The following is a 23,524-nucleotide window of genomic DNA, read 5'->3' on the forward strand; positions in this document are numbered from 1 at the left end:
ATGAAGCAAAAGAGAAAGGTGGTTTTTCAACAATGATGCTCTCCTTTGGTGGAAAAATGCCCCGGGATGAGGGTGCTGTCTTTGTGGCAGCGAATGCGACGGTGCTGGGCGACGTGACACTGGGCAGGGGCGTGAATATCTGGTACGGGGCTGTACTGCGGGCCGATGAGGGCGCACTGATACTGGGCGAAAACAGCAACGTGCAGGACAACGCCGTGCTCCACTGCGACCCCGGCGGGCAGGTCGTTCTGGGCAAAAACGTCACCGTAGGCCACAGCGCCCTCGTCCACGGCTGCACGGTGGGGGACAACAGCCTCATCGGGATGCATGCTACCATCCTCAACCACGCCGTCGTGGGCAGAAACTGCATCATCGGGGCCGGGGCGCTGGTACCTGAAGGAATGGTCATCCCCGACAACTCGGTGGCGGTAGGCGTGCCTGCCCGGGTCATCAAGACCATCCGGGACGACCAGCTGGCCCACAACATCGAGAACGCAAAAGCTTATGTGGAGATGGGTCGTCAGCACGCGGCGCTGGGCTCTCATGCTGAAAAATAAGCATCTTTCTCCCAAAAATTTCACAGGCCGATTAACAAATCTTTCACAGGAAAGACATGATTTTGGCCGGTAATTCGGGTATACTATAGCTCACAAGGGTGCGGGGCCGCAACCGCCCCTTGCACATGATTCCTCCTCACACCAAAGCAATACCCCAAACAGCAAGGCCCCCTCTGGCGTCGCCGCAAGCGCCAGACGGGGGCCTTGTTGTATCTGGGAAACAGAACGCCCCCGCTCAGCACTTCCTGAGCAGGGGCGTTTTTGTATATTTACATCATGCCGCGGAAGACAGCCTGTGCGATTTGGAAATACAAGATCAAGCTGCAGGCGTCCACGATGGTGGTGATGAAGGGGGTCGCCATGATGGCCGGGTCGGCGCCCAGCTTCTTGGCGGCCAGGGGCAGCATACCGCCCACCAGCTTTGCGAGGATGACGCTGAAGAACAGCGACACGCTGACGACCACTGCGTAGCCGATAACATTGTCATACTGGCCGGCGTAGAGGTAGGTGTACATCAGGTAGATGCGCAGGCCGTTGACGAGGCCCAGCACCGCGCCGACGATGGCGGAGACCCGCAGCTCCTTGCCCAGAACTTTGAGGAAGTCGCTGGGCTCCACCTCACCCAGAGCGAGGCCGCGGACCATCAGGGTGCTGATCTGGTTGCCGCAGTTGCCGGCAGTATCCATCAGCATAGGCATGAAGGAGACCAGCAGGGGCAGGCTGACGAAAGCCTCTTCGTAGTGGGTCGTGACCATGCCGGTGAAGGTTGCAGAGAGCATCAGGATGAGCAGCCAGGGGATACGCTGCTTGGCGTGGGTCCAGACGCTGGTGCCGAAGTAGGTGGTGGCATCGTCGTCGGGCAGAATAGCTGCCATCTTCTGCATATCCTCGGTGCTCTCATCGGTCAGGACGTCGATAGCGTCGTCGATGGTGATGATACCGACGAACATGCCCTCGTTGTCCAGAACAGGCATCGCGGTGAAGTCGTAGCGCTGCATCTCGCGGGCCACGAACTCCTGGTCATCCGTGACCTTCACGGTGACGACATTGTCGTCCATGATGTCCACGATGGGGGTAGAGGGGTCAGACAGCAGCAGGCTGCGGGCCGACACGACGCCCAGCAGGCGGTTGCGCTCCACCACATAGCAGGTGTAGACCGTCTCAGCGTTCTCACCCTGCTTACGGATAGCGGTGAAGGCGTCGCTGACGGTCATCTCCTGCCGCAGACGGACGTATTCGGGGGTCATCAGGCTGCCGGCAGAGCTCTCGGGGTAGTTCAGCAGCTTGTTCAGGCTCTCACGGGTCTGGCGGGACGACTTTTCCAGCACCCGCTTGACCACGCCTGCGGGCATATCTTCCAGCAGGTCGGCGGCGTCGTCAAGGCTCATATCCTCGATGGCGCTCACCAGCTCGACGTCGGAGAAAGCATTCACGAGGTCGTCGCGGGCCTCATCGGACATATAGGCGAATGCTTCTGTTGCAACGTCCTTTTTCAGCAGACGAAACACCACGAGGCGGTTGTTCTCGTCTAGCTCTTCCAGCAGCTCGGCCAGGTCGGCGGGCTGCTCTTCCTCAGTCACTTCGCGCAGCTTGACGTACTGCTTTTTGACGAGCAGCTTGAGCAGACGGCTCTTGGTCAGCATCTCGGGGTTGGCCTTGACTTCTTCGTCGTTGGCCTCCTCTTTTTCGGCCTCGCGGACGTCCTGCTTGAGGTCTTCGGTGGCCTGCTCGTTCAGGTCTTCGGCCAGCTTCTGGCGCACCTCAGCGGGAATATCCGTGGGCAGCTCCTGCACCGGAAGAGCCTGTTCCTCTTCGCGCTCCGGGGTCTTCTTTTCTTCTTCCATTTGTGTTCCTCCTCTTTTCTGTCTCAGGAGGACACAGCCGCATCAACGCAAAAAGCGCCGCTCCTGCGCCGCAGACCCCGGGCCGCACTGCCCATCTGCACGCGCAAAGCTGCGCCTCTTTTGTACGGCAGCCGGACAGCGGATACTCCGCTGTTCAGCGTACAAAAAAGGCGAACGCAGCACCTTTCGCGGTCATTCCGGCCGCATCATTCCATCGTCTTCGACTATGATCCGGGTCCATTGTCCTGCGTTCACCTCCACAAATTCGTTTTACTAAGTTTCTTAGCCTACAGGTTTATTATATCTCCACTCAAATGCCCGGTCAACCCTGTAAGGCGTCCATTTCCGGAATATTGACGCAGAAAAACGCACAGCGCCCTCTCCGGTGCTTGCGGCTTCACCGGAAAGGGCGCTGTGTTTGGATATTGCTTTGGTGTGAGGAGGAATCATGTACAAGGAATCGGTTGCGGCCCCGAATCCTCATGGCTGTAGTATAGCAGATTCCGCACCGGATTTCATGAAAAACCTATGAAGAAAGTGTAAAAGACACAAAAATACGCCCCGGACACTGTTTCCAGTGAGCGGGGCGCTAAAAACGGGATCCGTTTTTGACTGCGGCAAGATACCTGCAAGCAGGTCTTATGCAGCAGGCGGGGCAAGGTATCTGCGAACAGACCTTATGCTCCTGACACACGCGAAGTATGCTTTCAAGGACCCTCGCGGGCGCTTTGGTATTTCATGCTCTGCCCGACCCGACGCGTTCGGAGGCGGGCAGAGAGTTGAAATCAGTTTGGAGTACAAAGCTCCAGTCTCTGCGTAGAAATAAGCCTGTCATTTCTTCTCTGGCCGGGGCCACAGTTTCGTACTGCTGCGTTGCGCAGTAATCGCCAGCACGGAGCAGCCGCCCTTTCGGGACTAAGGTGCCGCTGCGGCAAAATTCCAGCCAGAGTCAAAAGAACTTTGGTTTACTTGTACAGCTCGACCAGGCGGGTCAGATGCTCGTAACGGTCGATTGCGACCTGCTCGTTGCGAGCGAACAGCTGCTTTGCACGCTCCGGGAATGCACGAGTCAGGCGGCTGTAACGAGTCTCGTTTGCCAGCAGGGCCTGATACTTCTCGGCATCCACAGCCTTGGAGGTCAGGGTGAAGGGGTTCTTGCCCTGAGCCTTGTTGGCCGGATTGAAGGTGAACAGGTTCCAGTAACCAGCCTCAACTGCCTTCTTCATCTCGTTCTGGCAGTTGGTCATGCCGCCCTTAACACCGTGCAGCTCGCAGGGAGCGTAGCCGATGATGAGGGAAGGACCGGGATATGCCTCAGCCTCTGCGATAGCCTTGACAGCCTGGTTCATGTTAGCGCCCAGAGCGATCTGAGCAACATAGATGTAACCGTAGGTCATAGCGATCTCAGACAGGCTCTTCTTGCTGATCTCCTTACCAGCAGCAGCGAACTGGCAGACCTCGCCGATGTTGGAGGCCTTGGATGCCTGTCCGCCGGTGTTGGAGTACATCTCAGTATCGAAGACCATGACGTTGACATCCTCGCCGGAAGCCAGGACGTGGTCCAGACCGCCGAAGCCGATGTCATATGCCCAGCCGTCACCACCGAAGATCCAGACGGACTTCTTGGCGATGAACTCCTTGCTCTTCAGGATCTCAGCGGACTCGGCGCAGCCAGCGGCAGCAGCCTTCTCCAGCTCAGCGATCAGAGCCTTAGCGGGGGCATCGTTAGCCTTGGTGTTGTTCTTGGTTGCCATGAACTCGTCAAAGGCAGCCTTCAGCTCAGCAGAAGCCTTGTCAGAACCAGCGACCTCAGCGATGCGCTTGATCAGGTTCTCACGGACGGTCTTCTGGCCCAGATACAGGCCCAGGCCGTGCTCTGCGTTATCCTCGAACAGGGAGTTGCACCATGCAGGACCGTGGCCGCTGTCCTTGTTGACAGTGTACGGAGAGATGGAAGCAGTACCGCCCCAGATAGAGGAGCAGCCGGTGGCGTTGGAGATGTACATCTTCTCGCCGAACAGCTGGGTGATCAGACGTGCGTAAGAGGTCTCAGCACAGCCTGCGCAGGAGCCAGAGAACTCCAGCAGCGGCTGGTTGAACTGAGAGCCGATGACGGTGTCGTCTGCGAACTTAGAGGGCTTCTTGGAGATGTTGGCGACGCAGTAGTCGAAGACTGCCTGCTGATCGGCCTGAGACTCCTGAGGAACCATCTGGATAGCCTTGGTGGGGCAGACGGTGACACACTCGCCGCAGCCCATGCAGTCCAGAGGAGACACAGCCATAACGAACTTGTACTCGTTAGCGGGCTTGTTGTCGCGGCTCTTGGTCTGTGCGGGAGCTGCTGCCAGCTCGTCAGCGGTCAGCTGGAAGGGACGGATGGTTGCATGAGAGCACACGAATGCGCACTGGTTGCAGCCAACACACTTGGAAGCATCCCACTCGGGGACGTTCACAGCGGTGCCGCGCTTCTCGTAAGCGGAAGCACCCTGCTCCCACTCGCCGTTTGCGTTAGCAACGAAAGCAGAGACAGGCAGGCTGTCGCCGTCCATACGAGCGATGGGCTCCATGACGTCGCGGATCTGCTTGACCAGCTCGGGACGGCCAGCCAGCTCCTTCGGAGCGGGATCGGCCTCGGGGTTGGACCAGGAAGCGGGGACGTCCACCTTGTGGATGGCGTCAACACCGGCATCGATGGCCTTCCAGTTCATCTCAACGACGTCCTGACCCTTCTTGCCGTAGCTCTTCTGAGCTGCCTGCTTCATGAAGTTGACGGCGTCCTCGATGGGCATAACGTCAGCCAGCTTGAAGAAAGCGGACTGCAGGATGGTATTGGTGCGCTTGCCCATACCGATCTCGATAGCCTTATCGATAGCGTTGATGGTGTACAGCTGGATGTTGTTGTCAGCGATGTACTTCTTGGCCTCAGCGTTCAGGTGATGGCCCAGCTCCTCATCGTTCCACTGGCAGTTGATCATGAACACGCCGCCGGGCTTGACATCCTGGACCATCTTCATGCCCATGTGGATGTAAGCGGGGTTGTGGCAGGCCACGAAGTCAGCCTGGTTGATGTAGTAGGGGCTGCGGATGGGCTTGTCGCCGAAACGCAGGTGGCTGATGGTCACGCCGCCGGTCTTCTTGGAGTCATACTGGAAGTATGCCTGAACATACTTATCAGTGTGGTCGCCGATGATCTTGACGGAGTTCTTGTTAGCACCGACGGTACCGTCGCCGCCCAGACCCCAGAACTTGCACTCCTTGGTGCCAGCTGCTGCGGTGATGGGAGCGGGCTTGACCTCAGGCAGAGACAGGCCGGTGACATCATCGGTGATGCCGAGGGTGAAGCGCTCCTTCGGCTGATCCTTCTCCAGCTCCTTGAACAGAGCGAAGATGGAGGACGGGGGAGTGTCCTTGCTGCCCAGACCGTAACGGCCACCGGTCAGGATGACATCATTCTTGCCAGCCTCACGCAGGGTAGCTGCGACATCCAGGTACAGGGGCTCGCCCAGAGAGCCGGGCTCCTTGGTGCGGTCCAGAACTGCGACCTTCTTAGCGGTAGCAGGCAGGACCTTCAGCAGAGCGGAGGACACCCAGGGACGGTACAGGCGGACCTTGATGATACCGACCTTCTCGCCCTTAGCGTTCAGGTAATCGATGACCTCGTCAGCAACGTCGCAGACAGAGCCCATAGCGATCATGACGCGATCGGCATCGGGTGCGCCGTAGTAGTTGAACAGGTCGTAGTTGGTGCCCAGCTTCTCGTTGATCTTGGCCATGTACTTCTCGACGACTGCGGGCAGTGCGTCGTAGACAGAGTTGCAGGCCTCACGATGCTGGAAGAACACGTCGCCGTTCTCGTGGGAACCGCGCATCTTGGGGTGCTCGGGGTTCAGAGCCTTTGCACGGAACTCCTCGACAGCCTTCATGTTGCACATTTCCTTCAGGTCGGCGTAGTCCCACTTCTCGATCTTCTGGTACTCGTGAGAAGTACGGAAGCCGTCGAAGAAGTTCAGGAAGGGAACCTTGCCCTCGATAGCTGCCAGATGGGCAACAGGGGACAGGTCCATGACTTCCTGCACGCTGCTCTCGACCAGCATTGCGAAGCCGGTCTGGCGGCATGCCATAACGTCGCTGTGATCACCGAAGATGTTCAGGGACTGGGTAGCAACGGTACGTGCAGAAACATCGAACACGCAGGGCAGCTGCTCAGCAGCGATCTTGTACATGTTGGGGATCATCAGCAGCAGGCCCTGAGAAGCGGTGAAGGTGGTGGTAACAGCACCTGCACCCAGAGAGCCGTGCACAGCGCCTGCAGCGCCTGCCTCAGACTCCATCTCGACGACCTTGACCTGGTTGCCGAAGATGTTCTTCTGGCCCTGAGCGGACCACTGGTCCACAGAGTCAGCCATCGGAGAAGAGGGGGTAATGGGGTAGATGGCAGCCACGTCCGTGTAGGCATATGCTACATGAGCGGCAGCGGTATTGCCATCCATGGTTTGCTTTGCTCTAGGCATTTTTCTTCCTCCATTCAGAATTTGGTACCTTCTGCGCGGGGCAAACGTCTTTTTACCGGAGCCGGAGAACTCCTTTGAAAAACGTATTGCTCAACTGATAAGCGCCGCACTTCGCCGGAGCCGGAGAACTCCACAAAAGCACACGCTCATCGAGGGCAATAGCCCTGCCCGGGGCCGGAGAACCCCATGAAGGCACTATTGCTCATCTAATATAATAGCAAATTCCGCCGGTAAAGGCAACGCAAACCGACTGTAAAAACACAACAAAAATTCAAGAAATTTTTTAGCGCTTTTTTACAGATGTGTTCTTTGCTGCATCCATGACGGTGTTATGCTCCAAAATCCAGTATCCATGAGGCTTTTTCTTACAAAATTCTAAATTTATAATTGACATTTGTACAGATTCTGCCGTAAACTTTATCTATAGTATCATGCGCTGCACAGCGCAGGGGAGGACAGGCACAAAACGATGGATGCTGCACATTTTGAAAAGACGCTCTCGAGCGAAGTTCTCTTTGAGGGCCGGGTGGTCACGCTGACCAAAGACGTGGCTCTGCTGGAAAACGGTGAGACTTCTATCCGGGAAGTGGTCCACCACCACGGCGGGGCCTGCATCGTACCGTATTTTGAGGACGGCACCCTCTGCATGGTGCGCCAGTTCCGCTACGCCATGCAGCAGGAGCTGTGGGAGCTGCCCGCCGGCAAGCTGGAAAAGGGCGAAGACCCCTTCGAAGCCGCCAAGCGGGAGCTGGGCGAAGAGTGCGGCCTGACCGCCGACCACTACACCCCGCTGGGCGAGTTCTACCCCACGGTGGGCTATGACACCGAGATCATCTATATGTGGGTGGCCACCGGCCTGCACACCACCCAGATGCATCTGGACGACGATGAGTTCCTGACGCCCGACCGCATCCCGCTGGCAAAAGCCTACGAGATGGTCATGAGCGGCGAAATAAAGGACGGCAAGACCATCGCGGGCGTGCTCAAGCTCAAGGCGCTGGTGGACGAGGGCAGGCTGTGATACTCTACGAAGATACAGCCCTCGTGGTTCTGGACAAGCCCGCCGGGCTTTCCAGCGAGGACGGCGTACCCGCCGCCCTGCGGAAGCTCTGGGGCAGGCCCGACGCCTATGTGGGCGTCATCCACCGGCTGGACACCGGCGTGTCGGGTCTGATGGTCTATGCGAAGACCCCGCAGGCAGCCGCCGCCCTCAGCCGTCAGGTGACGCAGAGCCAGCAGGTTTATGCCGAACAGGATGGCCGGGCCGAGCCTGACGCCGGCACACCGGACGCGCCGCCTTTCGTGAAACAATACCGCGCCCTCATCGCAGGCGGGCCGGACGAAAAGCTGCCCGCCGAAGGCGTCCTGCGGGACTACTTATTCAAGGACAGCCGGAAAGGCCGTGTTTTTCCGGTGAGCCGTCCGCGCAAGGGCGTGAAGGAGGCTGTGCTGGAATATCGCATTTCTGCCTCCGCCCCGGACGGCAGCACCAGCCTCGCGGACATCACCCTCCACACCGGGCGCACCCACCAGATACGGGTGCAGTTCGCGTCCCGCCGCCACCCGCTCTGGGGCGACGGCAAATACGGCAGCCGCATCAAGGGAGACCTTGCGCTTCAGAGCGCACGGCTCCGCTTCATCCATCCCGACACCGGAAAGGTAATGGACTTCCGCCTCCCGGTCCCCGGGACATGGCCCGCTTGGGGCATCAGACAGGAAAACGACAATGGAACAACAGTATAAAACAGATTCTGAAATATACGCCGTCCTCGAGCGGGAGATCATCGATTTGACCCTCCGGCCCGGCTGTTCGCTGAGCGAAAACCCGCTCTGCACCCGCTTCGGCGCGCCCCGCTCCCTCATCCGGGTGGTGCTGCAGCGGTTACAGGAGAACGGGCTGGTGAAGATCGTGCCTTACAAAGGCACGACTGTCACCCGGCTGAACCGGGACATCGTGGACGAGCTGATTTATGAGCGCATCGCGGTAGAGGCCCGGGTCCTGCGGGACTTTGCGCCCCACTGCACACCGGAGCACCGCGCCCTCATCCGCCAGCGTGCCGCCGCCTACGACGAGCTGGCCAAGGCCGAAACGCTGGACTTCAACCGTCTCTACGAGGCTGACACCCGGCTCCACGAGACGTGGTTCTCCGCCATGGGCAAGATGTATCTCTGGCGCACCTTGCAGAACGCCCACGCCGACTACAGCCGCTTCCGGATGCTGGACACTCTGACCACCGGCGGGCTCGCCGAGGTGGTGGCCGACCATCACAACCTCATCGACGCCATCGAGCGGTGCGACCTCGCGGCCTTTGAGCCGCTGGTGGAACGCCACCTTTACGGCGGCATCCGCCGCCTCGGCTCCAAGCTCACAGAGGAATACGCCGATTATTTTGAATGATGTTCCATGGGGAACAAAAAAGCGCCTCTGCACGATGTGCAGAGGCGCTTTCTCATATCAGTTTATTGGAGATTTCATCCGACTGTTAGTCGTCATCTTCCACCAGTTCGTACTGGCTCAAGATCTTCTCGAAGTTCATGTAGTTTGCGTCTGCGTAAGTGTCGCATCTGGTGATCTGGCCTTCCATGACAGTCTGGACAGCAGTCTCACCCTGCACTTCGGCAACGCCCTTCACGATCATATACTTCGGCTTGCTGCCGTTGAAGCAATAAATCATTGCGACCGTCACAGGCACACCATTCTCAGTTTCCGTAAAAGCAATGCAGTCTGCCGGATACTCGGTAGAGCCGATTTTGTAGTAGCCCTGCATGATCTTGTACTTAGTGAAGTCTTTGATGACCGTGTCGTCGTCATCATCAGGCTTCGTCGGATACTTGCTCCAGTCAGTGACAGTATAAGTACCCTTAATGCCATCGATATCCCAGCTCTTTTTCTGAGCCTCATCGTGCAGGTTAATCTCATCCCTCCTATATTCCGGAGCAAGCGTTCTATTGTAACTCTTGTTTCCGTCAGTAGACTGGACAGTCTTCATGCTGACCGTCATGCTGCCCGCCAGCATCTTCACGTTCATCTCAAGAGTATACTTCTCAGAGTTCATGTTCTTCAGATAGCTGCTCGTGAAAGGAACGACCTTGACATTAGTCATGCCAAGCTGCTCTGCAATGTTTTTATCAGTCGTCGTGCCGGAAGAGCTGGAAGAACTGGAGCTGCTGCTCGAAGAGCTGGAAGAAGAGCTCGAAGAGCTGCTGGAGCTAGAGCTGGAGCTGCTGGAAGAGCTGCTGCTCGAGCTGGAAGAATCGCTGCTGGAGCCGCCGCCGCCACCACCGCCGCAGGCGGTGAGCATCGAAACCGTCATAGCCGCAGCCAGTGCGACTGCCATTACCTTTTTTGCCAATCTCATGGTAAATTTCCTCCCACATTTTCAAAATCGACAGCGGAAATCCTCGTTCGGCCCCTCTGTTTCTCTAAATTTACCCCCCCCTGTATCGATTTGTCAAGTAGTTTTGATAAATTTGTGTTATTTAATAAAATCGTCCCTGAAATTGCATCAATTTGACAACAAACATCGTTTCAGTTTATCCCGGCATACAAGAGTCCTGTTCAACAAAGAAGCGGCACATCCACCGCAAAGGAGAATGTGCCGCTTTTCTATATTTTTTTCAGCCCATCATGCCGGAAATGAAGATTTCCAGGCCGATGCCGATGAGGATGACGCCGCCGAGGACGGAGGCTTTGCCGGAGAGCTTGGTGCCGAACTTTTTGCCGATGGCAAGGCCGGCCTCACAGATGAAGAAGGTGACGATTGCCACGATGAGGGAGCAGACCAGCGCCATGAACCAGCCGTACTCCGAGATGGTGAAGCCCACCGACAGCGCGTCAATGCTGGTGGCGACGCCCTGCATGAAGAGTGCGCCCGCGCTCAGCTCAGCGGCTTCCTCGGCCTCTTCGCCCTTGATGCCCTCGATGAGCATTTTACCGCCGATGTAGCCCAGCAGGATGAGGGCGATCCACGGGATGAACTTTTCAAACGAAGAGAACAGCTCCACGATGGTGTGGACGCAGACCCAGCCCGTCATGGGCATGACAGCCTGAAAGATGGCGAAGGTGCCTGCGATTTGGACGCCCCTGCGGCGGGACATCTGAGGGTCATGCAGACCGTTTGCCATCGAGACGGAAAACGCATCCATGGCAAGGCCCACGCCCAGCAGGGCGCTGTTGAAGAAAAACAAAAAACTCCATTCCATAACGATGCCTCCTGATTTGACCGGAATTGGTGGGCAGACAAAAGACCCGGAATCGGCGCGCATTTCGCCAATTCCGGGTCGGATTTTTACAAACTGACTCCATGTGGAATGGGCGTGGTACTCGCACCAAAGCACATGAGTCTCGCAAATGAAAGCAAGCCAGACAGCCGCCCGGGCCGTCATTGTGTTGACTTGCTGCGCTGCCTGCAAAACAGCGCCTGCTACTCCCCCATGAGGATCTTTCTTGTTGTCCGGCTATAGTACCACACAAACAGCGGATTTGTCCAGTATAACCGTGATTTTTTGCAAAAACCTGCGGGAGAGCACCGCAGAAAGCGTGTACTCCCCCGCAGGGTCAGTTTATGTGTGGAAACGAGGTTTATTCCTCGTCGCCGGTGTCAGCCTCGGGAGCTTCGGCGGCCGATGCCTCATCGGCTGCTTCCATCTCCGCCAGCTGCTCGGCAGTGGGCTCGTCCTCGGTATCGGCCTCGATGCTCTCGGTCTGTGCCTCGTCGTCGTGGTCGGTGCGGGCCAGCACCATCACCTTATCGTTCTCGCCCAGACGCATGACCCGGACACCGGAGCCGTAGCGGCTCTGGACGGGGATCTCGTTGGCGTGCAGGCGGATGATGATGCCCTCCTGACTGCTCAGCAGCACATCGTCGATGTCGTCCACGATCTTGACGGCTGCCACCTTGTCCTTGGAGGCATCGTAGTTGCGGATGCCCTTGCCGCCGCGGGCAGTGATGCGGTAGGTGTCGATGTCAGAGCGCCGGCCCTTGCCGTTTTCGGTGACGGTGAGCACCGTGCCGCCCTCGCGGCAGATGCAGACGCCGACGACCTCGTCGCCCTCGGCCAGCTTGATGGCGCGGACGCCGTGGCCGCTGCGGCCCATCGGGCGGGCATCGGCCTCGTTGAAGCGGATGGCCTGACCGTTGCGGGTAGCCACGATGAGCATATCATTGCCGGTGGTCAGGCGAGTCCATGCCAGCGCGTCGCCCTCGTTGAGCGCAATGCCGATGAGGCCCGTCTTGCGGATGTTGGCGTACTGCTCCAGCGGGGTGCGTTTGATGAGGCCCTGCTTGGTGACCATGGTGACGAAACCGCCCTTGTTGTCCTCGTCCTTGGGGTAGCAGAGCATGTTGGTGACCTTTTCGCCCTCGGCCAGCTGCAGCAGGTTGACGATGTTGCTGCCCTTGCTGGTGCGGCTGCCCTCGGCGATGGTGTAGCCCTTGATGCGGAAAAGACGGCCCTTGTCGGTAACGAACAGGACATAATCATGGGTAGAGCCCACGAACATCTCCTGCACGATGTCCTCTTCCTTCCGGGTCATGCCGGAAATGCCGCGGCCTCCGCGCTTCTGGGCCTGATAGGTGGCCTTGAGCTGGCGCTTGATATAGCCGGCCTCGGTGAGGGTGTAGACGCACTGCTCCTCGGCGATGAGGTCTTCGATGTCCACTTCGCCGGTGACGGACTGGATCTCGGTGCGGCGCTCGTCGCCGAAGCGCTTCTTCATGTCCAGCAGCTCGTTCTTCACGATTTCCAGAACACGGGCGTCGTTGGCGAGGATGTCCTCCCAATCCTTGATTTTTGCCTGCAAGCCGGACAGCTCTTCCTCGATCTTGAGGATCTCGAGACCAGCCAGACGGCCCAGCTGCAGCTTGACGATAGCGTCGGCCTGCGGGTCATCGAAGCCGAACTGCTCCATGATAGCGGCTTTTGCCTCGGCCATGCCGCCCTTGCAGGCGCGGATGGTAGCGATGAGCTCATCCACGATGTCGGTGGCCTTTTTCAGACCCTCGAGGATGTGGGCGCGCTCCTTGGCCTTCTTCAAATCATACTGAGTGCGGCGGCGGACGACTTCATCCTGGAACTCGACGTACTTCTGTATCATCTGTTTCAGGGTCATGACCTTCGGCACCTTGTGGTCGATGGCCAGCATGATGACGCCCACAGTATCCTGCAGCTGGGTGTACTGGTACAGCTGGTTCAGGATGACCTGTGCGTTGGCGTCCTTGCGGATGTCCACCACGATGCGCATACCCTTGCGGTTGGTCTCATCGTTCAGGCCGGTGATACCCTCGATGCGCTTTTCCTTCACGAGGTCGGCCATGTTCTCAATAAGACGGGCCTTGTTGACCATATACGGAATTTCCGTAATGATGATCTGGGTACGGCCATTCTTGGTCTCTTCGATGGTAGCACGGCCCCGCAGAGTAATTTTGCCGCGGCCGGTGGCGTAGGCGGCGCGGATGCCGCTTCGGCCCATGATGATACCGGCAGTGGGGAAGTCCGGTCCCTTGATGTGCTCCATCAGGCCGGGCAAATCGATGTCAGGATTCTCGATATAGGCCACGCAGCCGTCGATGACCTCACTGAGGTTGTGGGGCGGGATGTTGGTGGCCATACCGACGGCGATGCCCTGACTGCCGTTGACCAGCAGGTTGGGGAAGCGGCAGGGCAGGACGCTGGGCTCTTTCTTCGTCTCGTCGAAGTTGGGGTCCCAGTTGATGGTGTCTTTGTCGATGTCGGTCAGCATCTCGACCGCCATGCGGCTCATGCGGGCCTCGGTGTAACGGTAAGCAGCCGGGGGGTCGCCATCGACCGAGCCGAAGTTACCCTGACCATCCACCAGCGGGTAGCGCAGGGAGAAATCCTGTGCCAGACGAACCATGGCGTCGTAGACGGAGGCGTCGCCGTGGGGGTGGTAAGAGCCCAGCACCGCACCGACGGTATCCGCCGACTTGCGGTAGGGATGGCTGGGGTCGTTGCCGCGTTCGTGCATGGTGTAGAGGATGCGGCGGTGGACAGGCTTCAGGCCGTCACGCACATCCGGCAGGGCGCGGGCCACGATGACCGACATGGAGTAATCCAGAAACGCCGTTTCGATCTCCTTCTTGACGTCCCGGATGATCATCTTGGTACCGCTGCCCGGTATCATCACATAATCTTCTTCCATTGTTTCCTCCAATTACACGTCGAGCTTTGCGTACTGGGCGTTGGTCTCGATAAAGCGGCGGCGGGGCTCCACCTGATCGCCCATCAGGATGGTGAACGCCTCATCGGCCTTCTCGGCATCCTCGATGGTGATGCGGACGATGACGCGGTTCTCGGGGTTCATGGTGGTCTCCCAGAGCTGCTCCGGATTCATCTCGCCAAGGCCCTTATAGCGGTTTATCTTCGCGCCGGGCATCTCCTGCGAGAGCAGGGCCATTTCGGCGTCGTTGTAAGCGTATTTGATGGTGCTGCCCTTCTGCACCTTGAACAGCGGGGGCTGTGCCACATAGACATGGCCCTGCTCGATGAGGGGGCGCATATAGCGGAAGAAGAAGGTGAGCATCAGGGTGCAGATGTGAGAACCATCGACATCGGCATCGGCCATGATAAACACTTTGTCATACCGCAGCTTGGAAATATCGAACTCGTCGCCGATGCCGCAGCCCAGTGCCAGCACGACAGGCATCAGCTTGTCGTTGCCGTAGATACGGTCGGCGCGGGCCTTTTCGACGTTGAGCATCTTGCCCCACAGGGGGAGGATGGCCTGAATGGCCGAGTCACGGCCCATCTTGGCCGAGCCGCCTGCAGAATCACCCTCGACGATGAAGATCTCAGTGCGGGTGGGGTCTTTTTCGCGGCAGTCTGCCAGCTTGCCGGGCATCCGGCTGGTCTCGAGGGCGCTCTTGCGGCGCACCAGCTCACGGGCCTTCTTGGCGGCAGCGCGGGCGCGGGCGGCCTGGGTGGCCTTTTCGAAGATAGCCTTGGCCACGCCGGGGTTCTCCTCGAAGAACTCCATCAGCTTGGAGTAGACCATGTTGGAGACGAGGGTTCGAATTTCCGTATTGCCCAGCTTTGCCTTGGTCTGGCCCTCGAACTCGGCCTCCTGCAGCTTGACAGAGATCACGCAGATGAGGCCCTCACGGACGTCAGCGCCGGAAAGGTTCTCGTCCTTGTCCTTCAGCAGACCGTGGCTGCGGCCATAATCGTTGAATACGCGGGTGAGGCTGCTGCGGAAGCCCTCTTCGTGGGTGCCGCCGTCGGGGGTGTTGACGTTGTTGGCGAAGCTCAGCAGCAGCTCATTGTAGCTGGAATTATACTGCAAGGCGATTTCTGCCATGCCCCGGTCGGTCTGACCCTTGAGATAGATGACGTTGGGGTGGAGCACCTCGAGGTCGCGCTTCTCGCCCAGATAGGTGACGAAGCTCTTGATGCCGCCCTCGTAGCACATGACCTCGGTACGGTAGGTGGGCTCGCCCTCCTTGCCGTCCTCGAGGACGGGGGTGTAGAGTTCGCGCTCGTCGGTCAAGGTGATCTTGACACCGGCGTTCAGGAAGCTCTCTTCCCGCAGGCGCTTTTCCAGCGTTTCGAAGTTGTAGACGGTTGTGTCCTTGAACATCTCCGGGTCGGGCTTGAAGGTGACGCGGGTGCCGGTGACACTGGGGTCCACGGTGCCGATGCACTTCAGCGGGCCGTCCGGGTCGCCGCGGCGGAAGGTCTGCTCGTACTCGCGGCCGTCGCGGCGGACGTTGACGGTCAGCCACTCCGAGCAGGCGTTGACGACGGACGCGCCGACGCCGTGCAGGCCGCCGGCCACCTTGTAGCCGGAGTTCTCGCCGCCGAACTTGCCGCCGGCGTGGAGGATGGTATAGACGACGGTGACGGCAGGCAGACCGGTATCAGCCTGAATGTCCACGGGGATGCCGCGGCCATTGTCCGTGACCTGAATGATGTCGCCCTTCAGGATCTTGACCTCGATGTGGTCGCAGTAACCGGCCAGAGCCTCGTCGATGGCGTTGTCCACGATCTCGTACACCAGATGGTGCAGGCCGCGCTCGCCGGTGGAGCCGATATACATACCGGGGCGCTTGCGCACTGCCTCCAGGCCTTTCAGGACCTGGATCTCGCTGGCGTTGTATTCATGGTCCGTCGCAGTTTCTGCGTTGGTACTGGTAATGATTTCCTCTGCCATTTCCTTTCTCCCTTTTGTTTTGTTTCGTTTTTTCGTTACTATTTGTAAAAGCGATCAATCGCTGGTTGGTAATTGAACCTCTCAGTCAAAGCCTGTCGGCTTTGCCAGCTCCCCTGATAGGGGAGCCGCTGGCGTACCGGGCAGGCCCACGCCGGACGAGCAAAGCTCAATATTTCGGAAGCTGTAGCACCCTGCTGTCCAGATCAGCGACTGTTGTCTCCGTGCGCCGTTTGAGCGCAGCCGGCGACAGCTCCGAGAGATAGATCGTATCCACCGGCGAATCTGCCAGCACATAGCTCTGGGGCAGCTCATCGGACAGACTCACCACCGCCCCGTTTTTCTGGGCGTAGTTCAGAAACTCCCGCCCCCGGGGTGAGATAGTCGTCGTTTCCAGATTGAAGATGCCGATGATGTCCCGGTCGTTCAGGACATAATCGCGGCCAAGGTGTACATACATTGCATCACACTTTCGTCAGCACGCCGCCGTTCATCCGGTAGACCTCGCCGTCTGTTTTGAGGAAAGCGGTGTCGTCGCAGCTGGTCACGAAGGTCTGCTTTTCCCGCATCCGGGTGAGCAGATACTGCTTGCGGCCATCGTCCAGCTCGCTGAGTACGTCGTCCAGCAGCATCACCGGGTGTTCGCCCGTGATGGAGGCAGCTGCGGCGGCTTCGGCCATTTTAAGGCTGAGCACGACGCTCCGCTGCTGTCCCTGACTCGCATACACTTTTGCAGGCTGACCATCCAGAAGAAGGTCTAAATCTTCCCGGTGAGGGCCGCAGAGGCTCTGCCCGGCCCGCAGCTCTTCGGGCATTTTCTGCCGCAGAAGCTGGGCCAGACCGCCCGGCTCGAACTGGGCCGCATACCGCAGACTCAGTGTTTCCGCCCCGCGGGAAAGCTCCTCATAGTTGGCACAGGCCAGCGGGGAGAGAGCGGCGAGATAGGCTCTGCGCCGCTGCTGGATGGCCTCGCCCTGCTGGGCAAGCTCCACATTCAGCACTTCTAATAAGGCCCGCTTTTCAGCATAAGGCCGCTCAATGCCATTGGAAGAGCGCCGAAGCAGCGCGTTTTTCTGCTGCAAAGCCCGGACATAGCGGCGGTAGAGGGTCAGGTAGCCGGGGTAGAGCTGGCAGAGGGCAGCGTCCAGAAATTTCCGCCGCCCTTCCGGCGCGCCCTTCACGAGACTCAGGTGTCCGGGGTCGAAAACCACCGCCGGAAAGCTGCCCGCAAGGCTGGCCGCCCGCTTGACTGCGCCCCCGTTCACCGAGACTGTCCGGCCCGGGCGGGGAGAGTCCGGCGCGCCCACCGTCAGGCGGACGCGGTTAGGCTCTTCCTTTTCCTGCTCTTCCTGCTGTGCGCGGAGGGTGGACGCTTTGAGTACGGCGAAGGGTTCGCCCCGGCGCACCAGCTCTGCGTCCTTGCCGCCCCGGAAGCTCTTGCCGCCGGTAAGCAGCCAGATGGCTTCCAGGAGGTTCGTCTTGCCCTGGCCGTTGTTGCCGCAGATGACAGTCAGCTCCCGGCCCGGCGTCAGGCTGGCCGAGGCGATGTTCCGGTAATTTTCGACTTCGAGAGAGAGCAGCCGCATCAGCCGCCCATCCCGATCTCGATGGTCTGGCCGTCCAGCTCCACGGTATCGCCCGGGCGGCACTTCTTGCCGCGCATGGTGCAGACTTCGCCGTTGACCTTCACGGCCCCGCCCTGAACGAGCTCCTTGGCTTCGCCGCCGGTCTCGCACAGGCCCGCATATTTCAGCAGGGCGTCCAGCTTGATAAATTCGGTATGGATGAGGATCTTTTGCATTTTATTACGCCTCTCAGTCGTTTTTGAAGCGGACGGGCAGAACCAGATACAGGAAGTCATTGCCCTCCACCGGCAGCACTTTCACCGGGCTCAGCGGGCCGCTGATCTCCATCCGCACTTTCTCGGTGCGGGCATTGCGCAGCGCGTCCAACAGGTAGCGGTTGTTGAAACCGATCTCCACCTCGTCGCCCTCGCACTCGGCGTTGAACTCATCGACGACGCGGCCCAGATTGGTCTGGCAGCGGACGACGACTTTACCCTCTGTAAAAGTGATGCGGAGGGGATTTTTTAAACGCTCTGTAATAATCAGAGAAGCGCGCTCGATGGTCTCGATGAACTCCTTGGTGTCGATGGTCACCCGGGTGCGGCTGCCTGCCGGAATGACATTGTGATAGTTGAGGAACTCGCCCTCAATGAGGCGGCTCATGATGGTGTAGCCAGCGGTCATGAACACGACGTAGCGGCGGTTGGCACAGATGTGGACCGGCTCTTCGTCGTCGTTGGGCAGCAGATGAGACACTTCGGTCATGGTCTTGCTGGGGACGATGATGCGGATGTCCTTGACTGCAGTGACGGGCCGCTCCACGATGGCCAGACGGTAGCCGTCCAGGGCAACGATGGTCATTTTATCCGGCTCTATCTCAAAAAGTTCACCGGTATGCGCAGGTTTTTTTTCATCCTGGCTGACAGCGTAGAGGGTGCGGTCGATCATATCGCGGAGCACGCCGGTCTTGATGGTCAGGGTCTCCTCGGCGCCGGTGTTGGGCAGCTCGGGGAAATCGGTGGCCGACATGGACTGGATCTCGAACTGCGCCACGCCGCTCTGGATGGTGGTTTTGCCATTATCGGCAGACTGAATCGTGATCTGGCCTGCCGGCATCCGGCTGATCATGCTGCTGAGGAGCTTGGCATTCAGCACGATCTCACCGGGTTCTTTGACATTGGCTTCGATGGTGGTCACGATGCCCATTTCGAGGTCGTAGCCGGTAAGGGTCAGCTGGAAGCCTTCTGCCTTTAGTAAAATGCCCTCCAGTACCGGGATGGTAGAGCGCAGAGTGACTGCTTTGGATACGCCGTCAATGGCTGCACTCAGAAGAGTTTTGTCGCAGATGATGTTCAAATCTTCTTCTCTCCTTTTTTGCGTCTGTTTTGCTGTCGTTCCTCATGGGATCCGATGCAAAAACCTGTTTTCTTTATTGAACTTGTTGTAGTAATCGTAGTAGGGGGTGGGGAAGATGTGGAAAACTCTGCAAACCCTTGCCGGGATGCGGGGATTTGGTTTTCCACGGAGATGTTGAGGAACTGTGAATGGAATGTTGAATCGGGGAGAGCGGTGGTTCTTTCCACATCCGCTGTGAAAAACGAAAGTTGAATGTTGAAAACCATGTGGAAAGAGTGGAAAGTTTCGGCCTTTCACCACAATATCTAGGTCTATTTTCCCCTTTTTGTTCCTCTTTCTCCCCATATTTTGGGGTTTGACCCCTGAATGAGTATGACTTTTAAGCCTGCTCTGGTGTGTTAAGCCTTCACATTCTTGATGATGTCGCTCACCGTCTCCCGCAGGTGCTGGTCATTCTTCATGTCCCGCTCCATGGTCTTGAGGGAGTAGACGATGGTGGAATGGTCACGGCCCGAGAACTCCCGGCCGATCTCCTCCATGCTCATGCCGGTGACCTCGCGCAGGATATAGATAGCCACGCGGCGGGCGGAGGCCACATTGGCGTTCCGCTTGGTGCCGCGGATGTCGGCAGGGGAGACGTTGAAGGTGCGGGATACCTCGCCCACGATCTTCTCGATGGTGACAGGCACGGGCTGGGTCTCGTTGAGGATGTCCTTGATGGCATTCTGTGCCACGCTGATGACCGGCTGGATGCCCTCGAGCATATAGTAGGCGTTGAGCTTTTTGACCGCGCCTTCCAGCTGGCGGATGTTATTTTTCAGATGGTTGGCGATGAACTCGGCCACGTCCTCGGGCAGGTCGAGGTGGAGAAGCTCTGCCTTGCGCTTGACGATGGCCACGCGGGTCTCGAAATCCGGCGGCTGGACGTCGGCGGTCAGGCCCCATTCGAAGCGGGTGCGCAGACGCTCTTCCAGGCTCTTGATCTCCTTGGCCGGGCGGTCGGACGCGATGACGATCTGCTTGTGGGCATCGTGGAGGGAGTTGAAGGTATGGAAGAATTCTTCCTGGGTGGACTCCTTGCCCGCGATGAACTGGATGTCGTCCACCAGCAGCAGGTCGGCCACGCGGTACTTCATCCGGAAGTCCTCGGTGCTGCCGGCGCGGATGGCCGCGATCAGCTCGTTGGTGAACTGCTCACAGGTGACATACATGATGACGAAGTCGGGGTGGGTGCGCTTGATCTCGGTCTGGATGGCCGTCAGCAGATGGGTCTTGCCGAGGCCCGAGCCGCCGTAGATGAACAACGGGTTGTAAGCACCGGAAGGGTTGGCCGCAACAGCCTGCGCCGCAGCAAACGCAAACTGGTTGGATGGGCCTTTGATGAAGTTCTCGAAGGTGAATTCATAGTTGCCCTGCGGGGAGGCGGGGTTCGCCTCGTACTGCTGGGCCAGCACCACTTCGTGGGGCGGTGTGCTGGGGACGACGAGGGTGATGTCCACGTCAAAGCCCAGCACTGTTTTGAAGGCCTCTTTGAGCAGGCCGAGATAACGGTCCGTCACGATCTTGCAGATGAAGTCGTTGCGCACCGAGAGGGTGATATGGCTGGAGTCCTCAAAGCTGATAGGCTCCAACCCGTCGATATAGAGATTATACGTCGGCTCCGCCATCTGCGCCTTGCAGTAGCTCTGGGCAGCCTCTAAAACGTCCTTGAAAGAATCCATAGTACATCCACTCCATTGAAGTTTTCAACAATGCTGCTGATACCAGGTTAGTATACCACAAAAATCCCCCTGCGTCTATATTATATAAGGTAATTTATAATACATAAAAAAGACATACCTGCGTCTGGGAAACGGCCTTGTGTCCAAGGCGGAGAAAAGCCACAAGATATTGTGGATAAAAAGTTTTCCACGGGAAATGGGTGAAAAAGTTGAAAGTTTCTCCACAGAGGTTTTTCAAAAAAGTTTGAAGGAAAGCGAAAAAAATGCTTGACAGAAGGCCATAGTGTGCGATATACTGTTGAATTGCAAGCCTGTCCCCATTTTGGGACCAGAATAGACCCCATACCGGGGACGAGTTTTTACGGAGGAAATACACCATGAAGAGAACTTTTCAGCCCAAGAAGCGTCAGCGCAAGGAAGTTCATGGCTTCCTGACCCGCATGAGCACCAAGAACGGCCGCAAGGTCATCAACGCACGCCGTGCTAAGGGCCGCAAGAGCCTGACCGTCTGATCCTGAGCAGTATGCATCAGGTCCGGCGCAGAATGGAATATGCGCAAAAAGGCCGCTGATATTGGATTGGCGGTCTTATTTTTTTACCCGGCATTCGGGAAAAAAGGCCGGAAAGCTGCGGTGAATAGTCGCATTGCCTAAAAAAACTGTCAAAGATTTGGCAGAGAAAACGCCCGGATGAGCTTTTCATGTCGGCGTTTTTTTGCTATACTGAACACTGAGCATTGCTTTTTTCCGGGCGGTGCTCCCACATCACCTGAAGGGAGGCGCACAGGATGCGCTATCGTCCCATCCGCCGCAACGGCGAGTTTGGCCGTGTGTATGCCCGCGGCAAGTCCTATGTCAACCAGGCGCTGGTGCTCTACGTGCTCAAAACGCGGAGCAAGCGCACCCGGGTGGGCCTGACGGCCACCAAAAAGATCGGCCACGCCGTGCAGCGCAACCGCGCCCGCCGCGTTATGAAGGCCGCCATCGACGAGCATCTCGACTACAACATCGGCGGCTACGACCTCGTTTTCGTGGCCCGGGGCATGACCCCCCGGCTCAAGAGCTGGCAGCTCAGCGCCATCGTGGCAAAGCTCTTTGCCCAGGCCGGCCTGCCGGATAAGGCAAAGCAGCCGGGCGCAAAGCCCCCAGCCACCCTGCCGCCGGTCCGGAAGCCCGAGGCGTGAGCATCTTTCAGAAAGCCCTCTGCGGGCTCATCCGGCTCTACCAGAAGTTCATCAGCCCGGGGCTGGGGCGGAACTGCCGCTTTTCGCCCTCCTGCAGCCAGTACGGCATCGAGGCCATCCGCACCCACGGCTGCGTCAAAGGGCTGCTGCTGACGGCGTGGCGCATCGCCCGGTGCAATCCGCTGGGCCGCTGGGGCTACGACCCCGTACCGGAAAAGGGCCGCTGGAAAAATCCGGCCCGGCATCTCTCGGCCTCGGCTCTGTTTTCCACCAGACACGAAAAATAAGTGGAAAATCTCTTCGTCGATGCTCTTTGGAAGAGCGCTGAAGCGGGGAAGACCTCTCCGTCAATGCCCTTTGAAAAAGGGCGGCAGAGGGGAGGAAAACCTCTCCGTCACGGCTTCGCCGTGCCACCTCCCCTAGCGAGGGGAGGCTGAGAGGAAAAGCTATTATAATTGCTTCTTGTGACGTGCTGAACTGTGGGCGGCGTGTCCTACGATAAAAATAACCGTCCCGCACCACAGGCGGGGCAGAATGGACAGAGACATGAATATTTTGTACATCCTCGGTGTACCTCTCGGCTATGTGATGGAGTGGATCTACAACCTCATCCCGAACTACGGCTGGGACATCATCATCTTCACCATCGTCATCCGCCTGCTCAGCATCCCTCTGCAGCTCAACCAGCAGAAGAGCATGGCCAAGATGTCCGCTTTCCAGCCGATGATCGCCGACATCCAGAAAAAGTACAAGGACAAGCCCGAAAAGCAGCAGGAAGAGCTGCTCAAGCTCCAGCAGGAGTACGGCTATAAGCCCACCGCCGGCTGTATGCCCATGCTGGTCAACTTCCTCGTCATGTTCGGCGTCATCGAGGTCGTGTACCGCCCGTTGCAGCGCATCTTCCACATCGGCGCCGACGCCATCACCGCCGCAGGCGATGCCATGACCGCTCTGGGCATCAGCTTCACTCAGGTGACCCGCGACACCAATATCATCGCACAGGTGCTGGCCGGTGAGTCCACCGTCACCTCTGTGTTCACCGCAGACCAGCTGAACACCATCACTGAGTTCGGCCAGCACATGGACTTCTTCGGCATCGACCTGACCCGTGTGCCGCAGTACAGCCTGGCAGCAGACAACCTGCCCCTGCTGATCTTCCCCATCCTGGCTGTCGTCACCATGTTCATCTCCACCCACATCAGCATGAAGGCCTCCGGCCAGGAGATGCAGGGCAGCATGAAGCTGACCATGTATATGATGCCTTTGATGTACGTCTTCTTCTGCTTTACCGTTCCCTGCGCATTCTCTCTGTACTACGTCATTTCCAACATCGTGATGACCGTCCAGACCCAGGTCATGCGCAAGATCTATGACCCCGAGAAGATGAAGGAGCAGGTCAAGGCCGAGATCGCTTCCCGCAAGAAGGAAGAGAAGCGCGGCGTGAAGAGCACCACCATCAAGGTTCAGGACGAGAAGACCGGTGAGGTCGTGGAAAAGAACATCTCCGCCAGCGAGATGAACAAGCGCCGCCTCGAGTATGCCCGCCAGCAGGATGCTGAGCGCTACAAGGACGAGCGCACTGTCCCGCTGAGCGAGCTGCAGAACAAAAAGGAGGATTGAC

19 protein-coding genes are annotated in these 23,524 nt (G+C 58.3%); 8 read left to right on the plus strand and 11 right to left on the minus strand.

Annotated features, from left to right (window positions below; translation table 11 throughout):
• Window positions 1–32 precede the first annotated feature (32 nt).
• Complete coding sequence (locus AAAU26_RS10590) at window positions 33–557, plus strand: gamma carbonic anhydrase family protein (RefSeq protein ID WP_227619235.1); 525 nt, start codon at window positions 33–35, stop codon at window positions 555–557.
• A 269-nt stretch (window positions 558–826) separates the two neighbouring features.
• Here the strand turns inward: AAAU26_RS10590 and mgtE are convergent, their stop codons facing one another.
• Window positions 827–2,401, minus strand: a complete 1,575-nt coding sequence (gene mgtE, locus AAAU26_RS10595) for a magnesium transporter (protein ID WP_227619236.1) — start codon at window positions 2,399–2,401, stop codon at window positions 827–829.
• A 965-nt stretch (window positions 2,402–3,366) separates the two neighbouring features.
• Window positions 3,367–6,912 (minus strand): pyruvate:ferredoxin (flavodoxin) oxidoreductase, encoded by a 3,546-nt coding sequence (gene nifJ / locus AAAU26_RS10600; protein ID WP_227619237.1) that lies wholly within the window; start codon window positions 6,910–6,912, stop codon window positions 3,367–3,369.
• A 469-nt stretch (window positions 6,913–7,381) separates the two neighbouring features.
• Here nifJ and AAAU26_RS10605 point away from each other — a divergent pair, with 469 nt between their 5' ends.
• Genes AAAU26_RS10605 through AAAU26_RS10615 form a run of 3 tightly spaced genes read left to right on the plus strand, consistent with a single transcriptional unit; the run spans window position 7,382 to window position 9,310 of the window.
• Complete coding sequence (locus AAAU26_RS10605) at window positions 7,382–7,933, plus strand: NUDIX domain-containing protein (protein ID WP_015565043.1); 552 nt, start codon at window positions 7,382–7,384, stop codon at window positions 7,931–7,933.
• Window positions 7,930–8,655 carry an RluA family pseudouridine synthase gene (locus AAAU26_RS10610; protein WP_227619238.1) on the plus strand — a complete coding sequence of 242 codons (726 nt, stop codon included), beginning with the start codon at window positions 7,930–7,932 and terminating at the stop codon, window positions 8,653–8,655. Before AAAU26_RS10605 ends, AAAU26_RS10610 begins: the two co-directional genes overlap by 4 nt.
• Window positions 8,639–9,310 (plus strand): GntR family transcriptional regulator, encoded by a 672-nt coding sequence (locus tag AAAU26_RS10615; protein ID WP_149794743.1) that lies wholly within the window; start codon window positions 8,639–8,641, stop codon window positions 9,308–9,310. Before AAAU26_RS10610 ends, AAAU26_RS10615 begins: the two co-directional genes overlap by 17 nt.
• 85 nt (window positions 9,311–9,395) lie before the next feature.
• Here the strand turns inward: AAAU26_RS10615 and AAAU26_RS10620 are convergent, their stop codons facing one another.
• The 9 genes from AAAU26_RS10620 to dnaA form a co-directional block, all read right to left on the minus strand.
• On the minus strand, window positions 9,396–10,271 hold the full coding sequence (locus tag AAAU26_RS10620; protein WP_227619239.1) for a hypothetical protein: 876 nt from the start codon (window positions 10,269–10,271) through the stop codon (window positions 9,396–9,398).
• Window positions 10,272–10,530: 259 nt separating this feature from the next.
• Window positions 10,531–11,115, minus strand: coding sequence for a manganese efflux pump MntP (locus AAAU26_RS10625; protein WP_217210720.1), 585 nt, complete (start codon window positions 11,113–11,115; stop codon window positions 10,531–10,533).
• A gap of 379 nt (window positions 11,116–11,494) precedes the next feature.
• Window positions 11,495–14,074, minus strand: coding sequence for a DNA gyrase subunit A (gyrA, locus tag AAAU26_RS10630; RefSeq protein WP_207677138.1), 2,580 nt, complete (start codon window positions 14,072–14,074; stop codon window positions 11,495–11,497).
• A 12-nt stretch (window positions 14,075–14,086) separates the two neighbouring features.
• Window positions 14,087–16,081: a DNA topoisomerase (ATP-hydrolyzing) subunit B gene (gyrB, locus tag AAAU26_RS10635; RefSeq protein ID WP_158395559.1), complete on the minus strand. Its 1,995-nt coding sequence runs from the start codon at window positions 16,079–16,081 to the stop codon at window positions 14,087–14,089.
• Between the two features lie 166 nt (window positions 16,082–16,247).
• Window positions 16,248–16,538, minus strand: coding sequence for an extracellular matrix regulator RemB (remB, locus tag AAAU26_RS10640; RefSeq protein ID WP_158395557.1), 291 nt, complete (start codon window positions 16,536–16,538; stop codon window positions 16,248–16,250).
• A gap of 4 nt (window positions 16,539–16,542) precedes the next feature.
• Window positions 16,543–17,664, minus strand: coding sequence for a DNA replication/repair protein RecF (recF, locus tag AAAU26_RS10645; protein ID WP_149794737.1), 1,122 nt, complete (start codon window positions 17,662–17,664; stop codon window positions 16,543–16,545).
• Window positions 17,664–17,879: an RNA-binding S4 domain-containing protein gene (locus AAAU26_RS10650; protein ID WP_015565050.1), complete on the minus strand. Its 216-nt coding sequence runs from the start codon at window positions 17,877–17,879 to the stop codon at window positions 17,664–17,666. Before AAAU26_RS10650 ends, recF begins: the two co-directional genes overlap by 1 nt.
• Window positions 17,880–17,892: 13 nt before the next feature.
• Window positions 17,893–18,999, minus strand: a complete 1,107-nt coding sequence (gene dnaN, locus AAAU26_RS10655) for a DNA polymerase III subunit beta (RefSeq protein ID WP_149794736.1) — start codon at window positions 18,997–18,999, stop codon at window positions 17,893–17,895.
• A gap of 398 nt (window positions 19,000–19,397) precedes the next feature.
• Window positions 19,398–20,720 (minus strand): chromosomal replication initiator protein DnaA, encoded by a 1,323-nt coding sequence (dnaA, locus tag AAAU26_RS10660; RefSeq protein ID WP_015565051.1) that lies wholly within the window; start codon window positions 20,718–20,720, stop codon window positions 19,398–19,400.
• Window positions 20,721–21,097: 377 nt separating this feature from the next.
• Between dnaA and rpmH the strand changes: the two genes are divergently transcribed.
• The 4 genes from rpmH (at window position 21,098) to AAAU26_RS10680 (ending at window position 23,523) form a co-directional block, all read left to right on the plus strand.
• Complete coding sequence (gene rpmH, locus AAAU26_RS10665; RefSeq protein ID WP_005924258.1) at window positions 21,098–21,232, plus strand: 50S ribosomal protein L34; 135 nt, start codon at window positions 21,098–21,100, stop codon at window positions 21,230–21,232.
• Window positions 21,233–21,507: 275 nt separating this feature from the next.
• Complete coding sequence (gene rnpA / locus AAAU26_RS10670) at window positions 21,508–21,903, plus strand: ribonuclease P protein component (protein ID WP_015565052.1); 396 nt, start codon at window positions 21,508–21,510, stop codon at window positions 21,901–21,903.
• The gene (gene yidD / locus AAAU26_RS10675; RefSeq protein WP_227619240.1) at window positions 21,900–22,190 is read left to right on the plus strand and encodes a membrane protein insertion efficiency factor YidD; all 291 of its coding nucleotides are present in this window, start codon (window positions 21,900–21,902) and stop codon (window positions 22,188–22,190) included. Before rnpA ends, yidD begins: the two co-directional genes overlap by 4 nt.
• 247 nt (window positions 22,191–22,437) lie before the next feature.
• The gene (locus AAAU26_RS10680) at window positions 22,438–23,523 is read left to right on the plus strand and encodes a YidC/Oxa1 family membrane protein insertase (RefSeq protein WP_149794735.1); all 1,086 of its coding nucleotides are present in this window, start codon (window positions 22,438–22,440) and stop codon (window positions 23,521–23,523) included.
• The last annotated feature ends 1 nt before the right edge of the window (window position 23,524 follow it).

Origin of the sequence: Faecalibacterium longum, assembly GCF_040094125.1 — a bacterium.
GTDB lineage: Bacteria > Bacillota > Clostridia > Oscillospirales > Ruminococcaceae > Faecalibacterium > Faecalibacterium longum.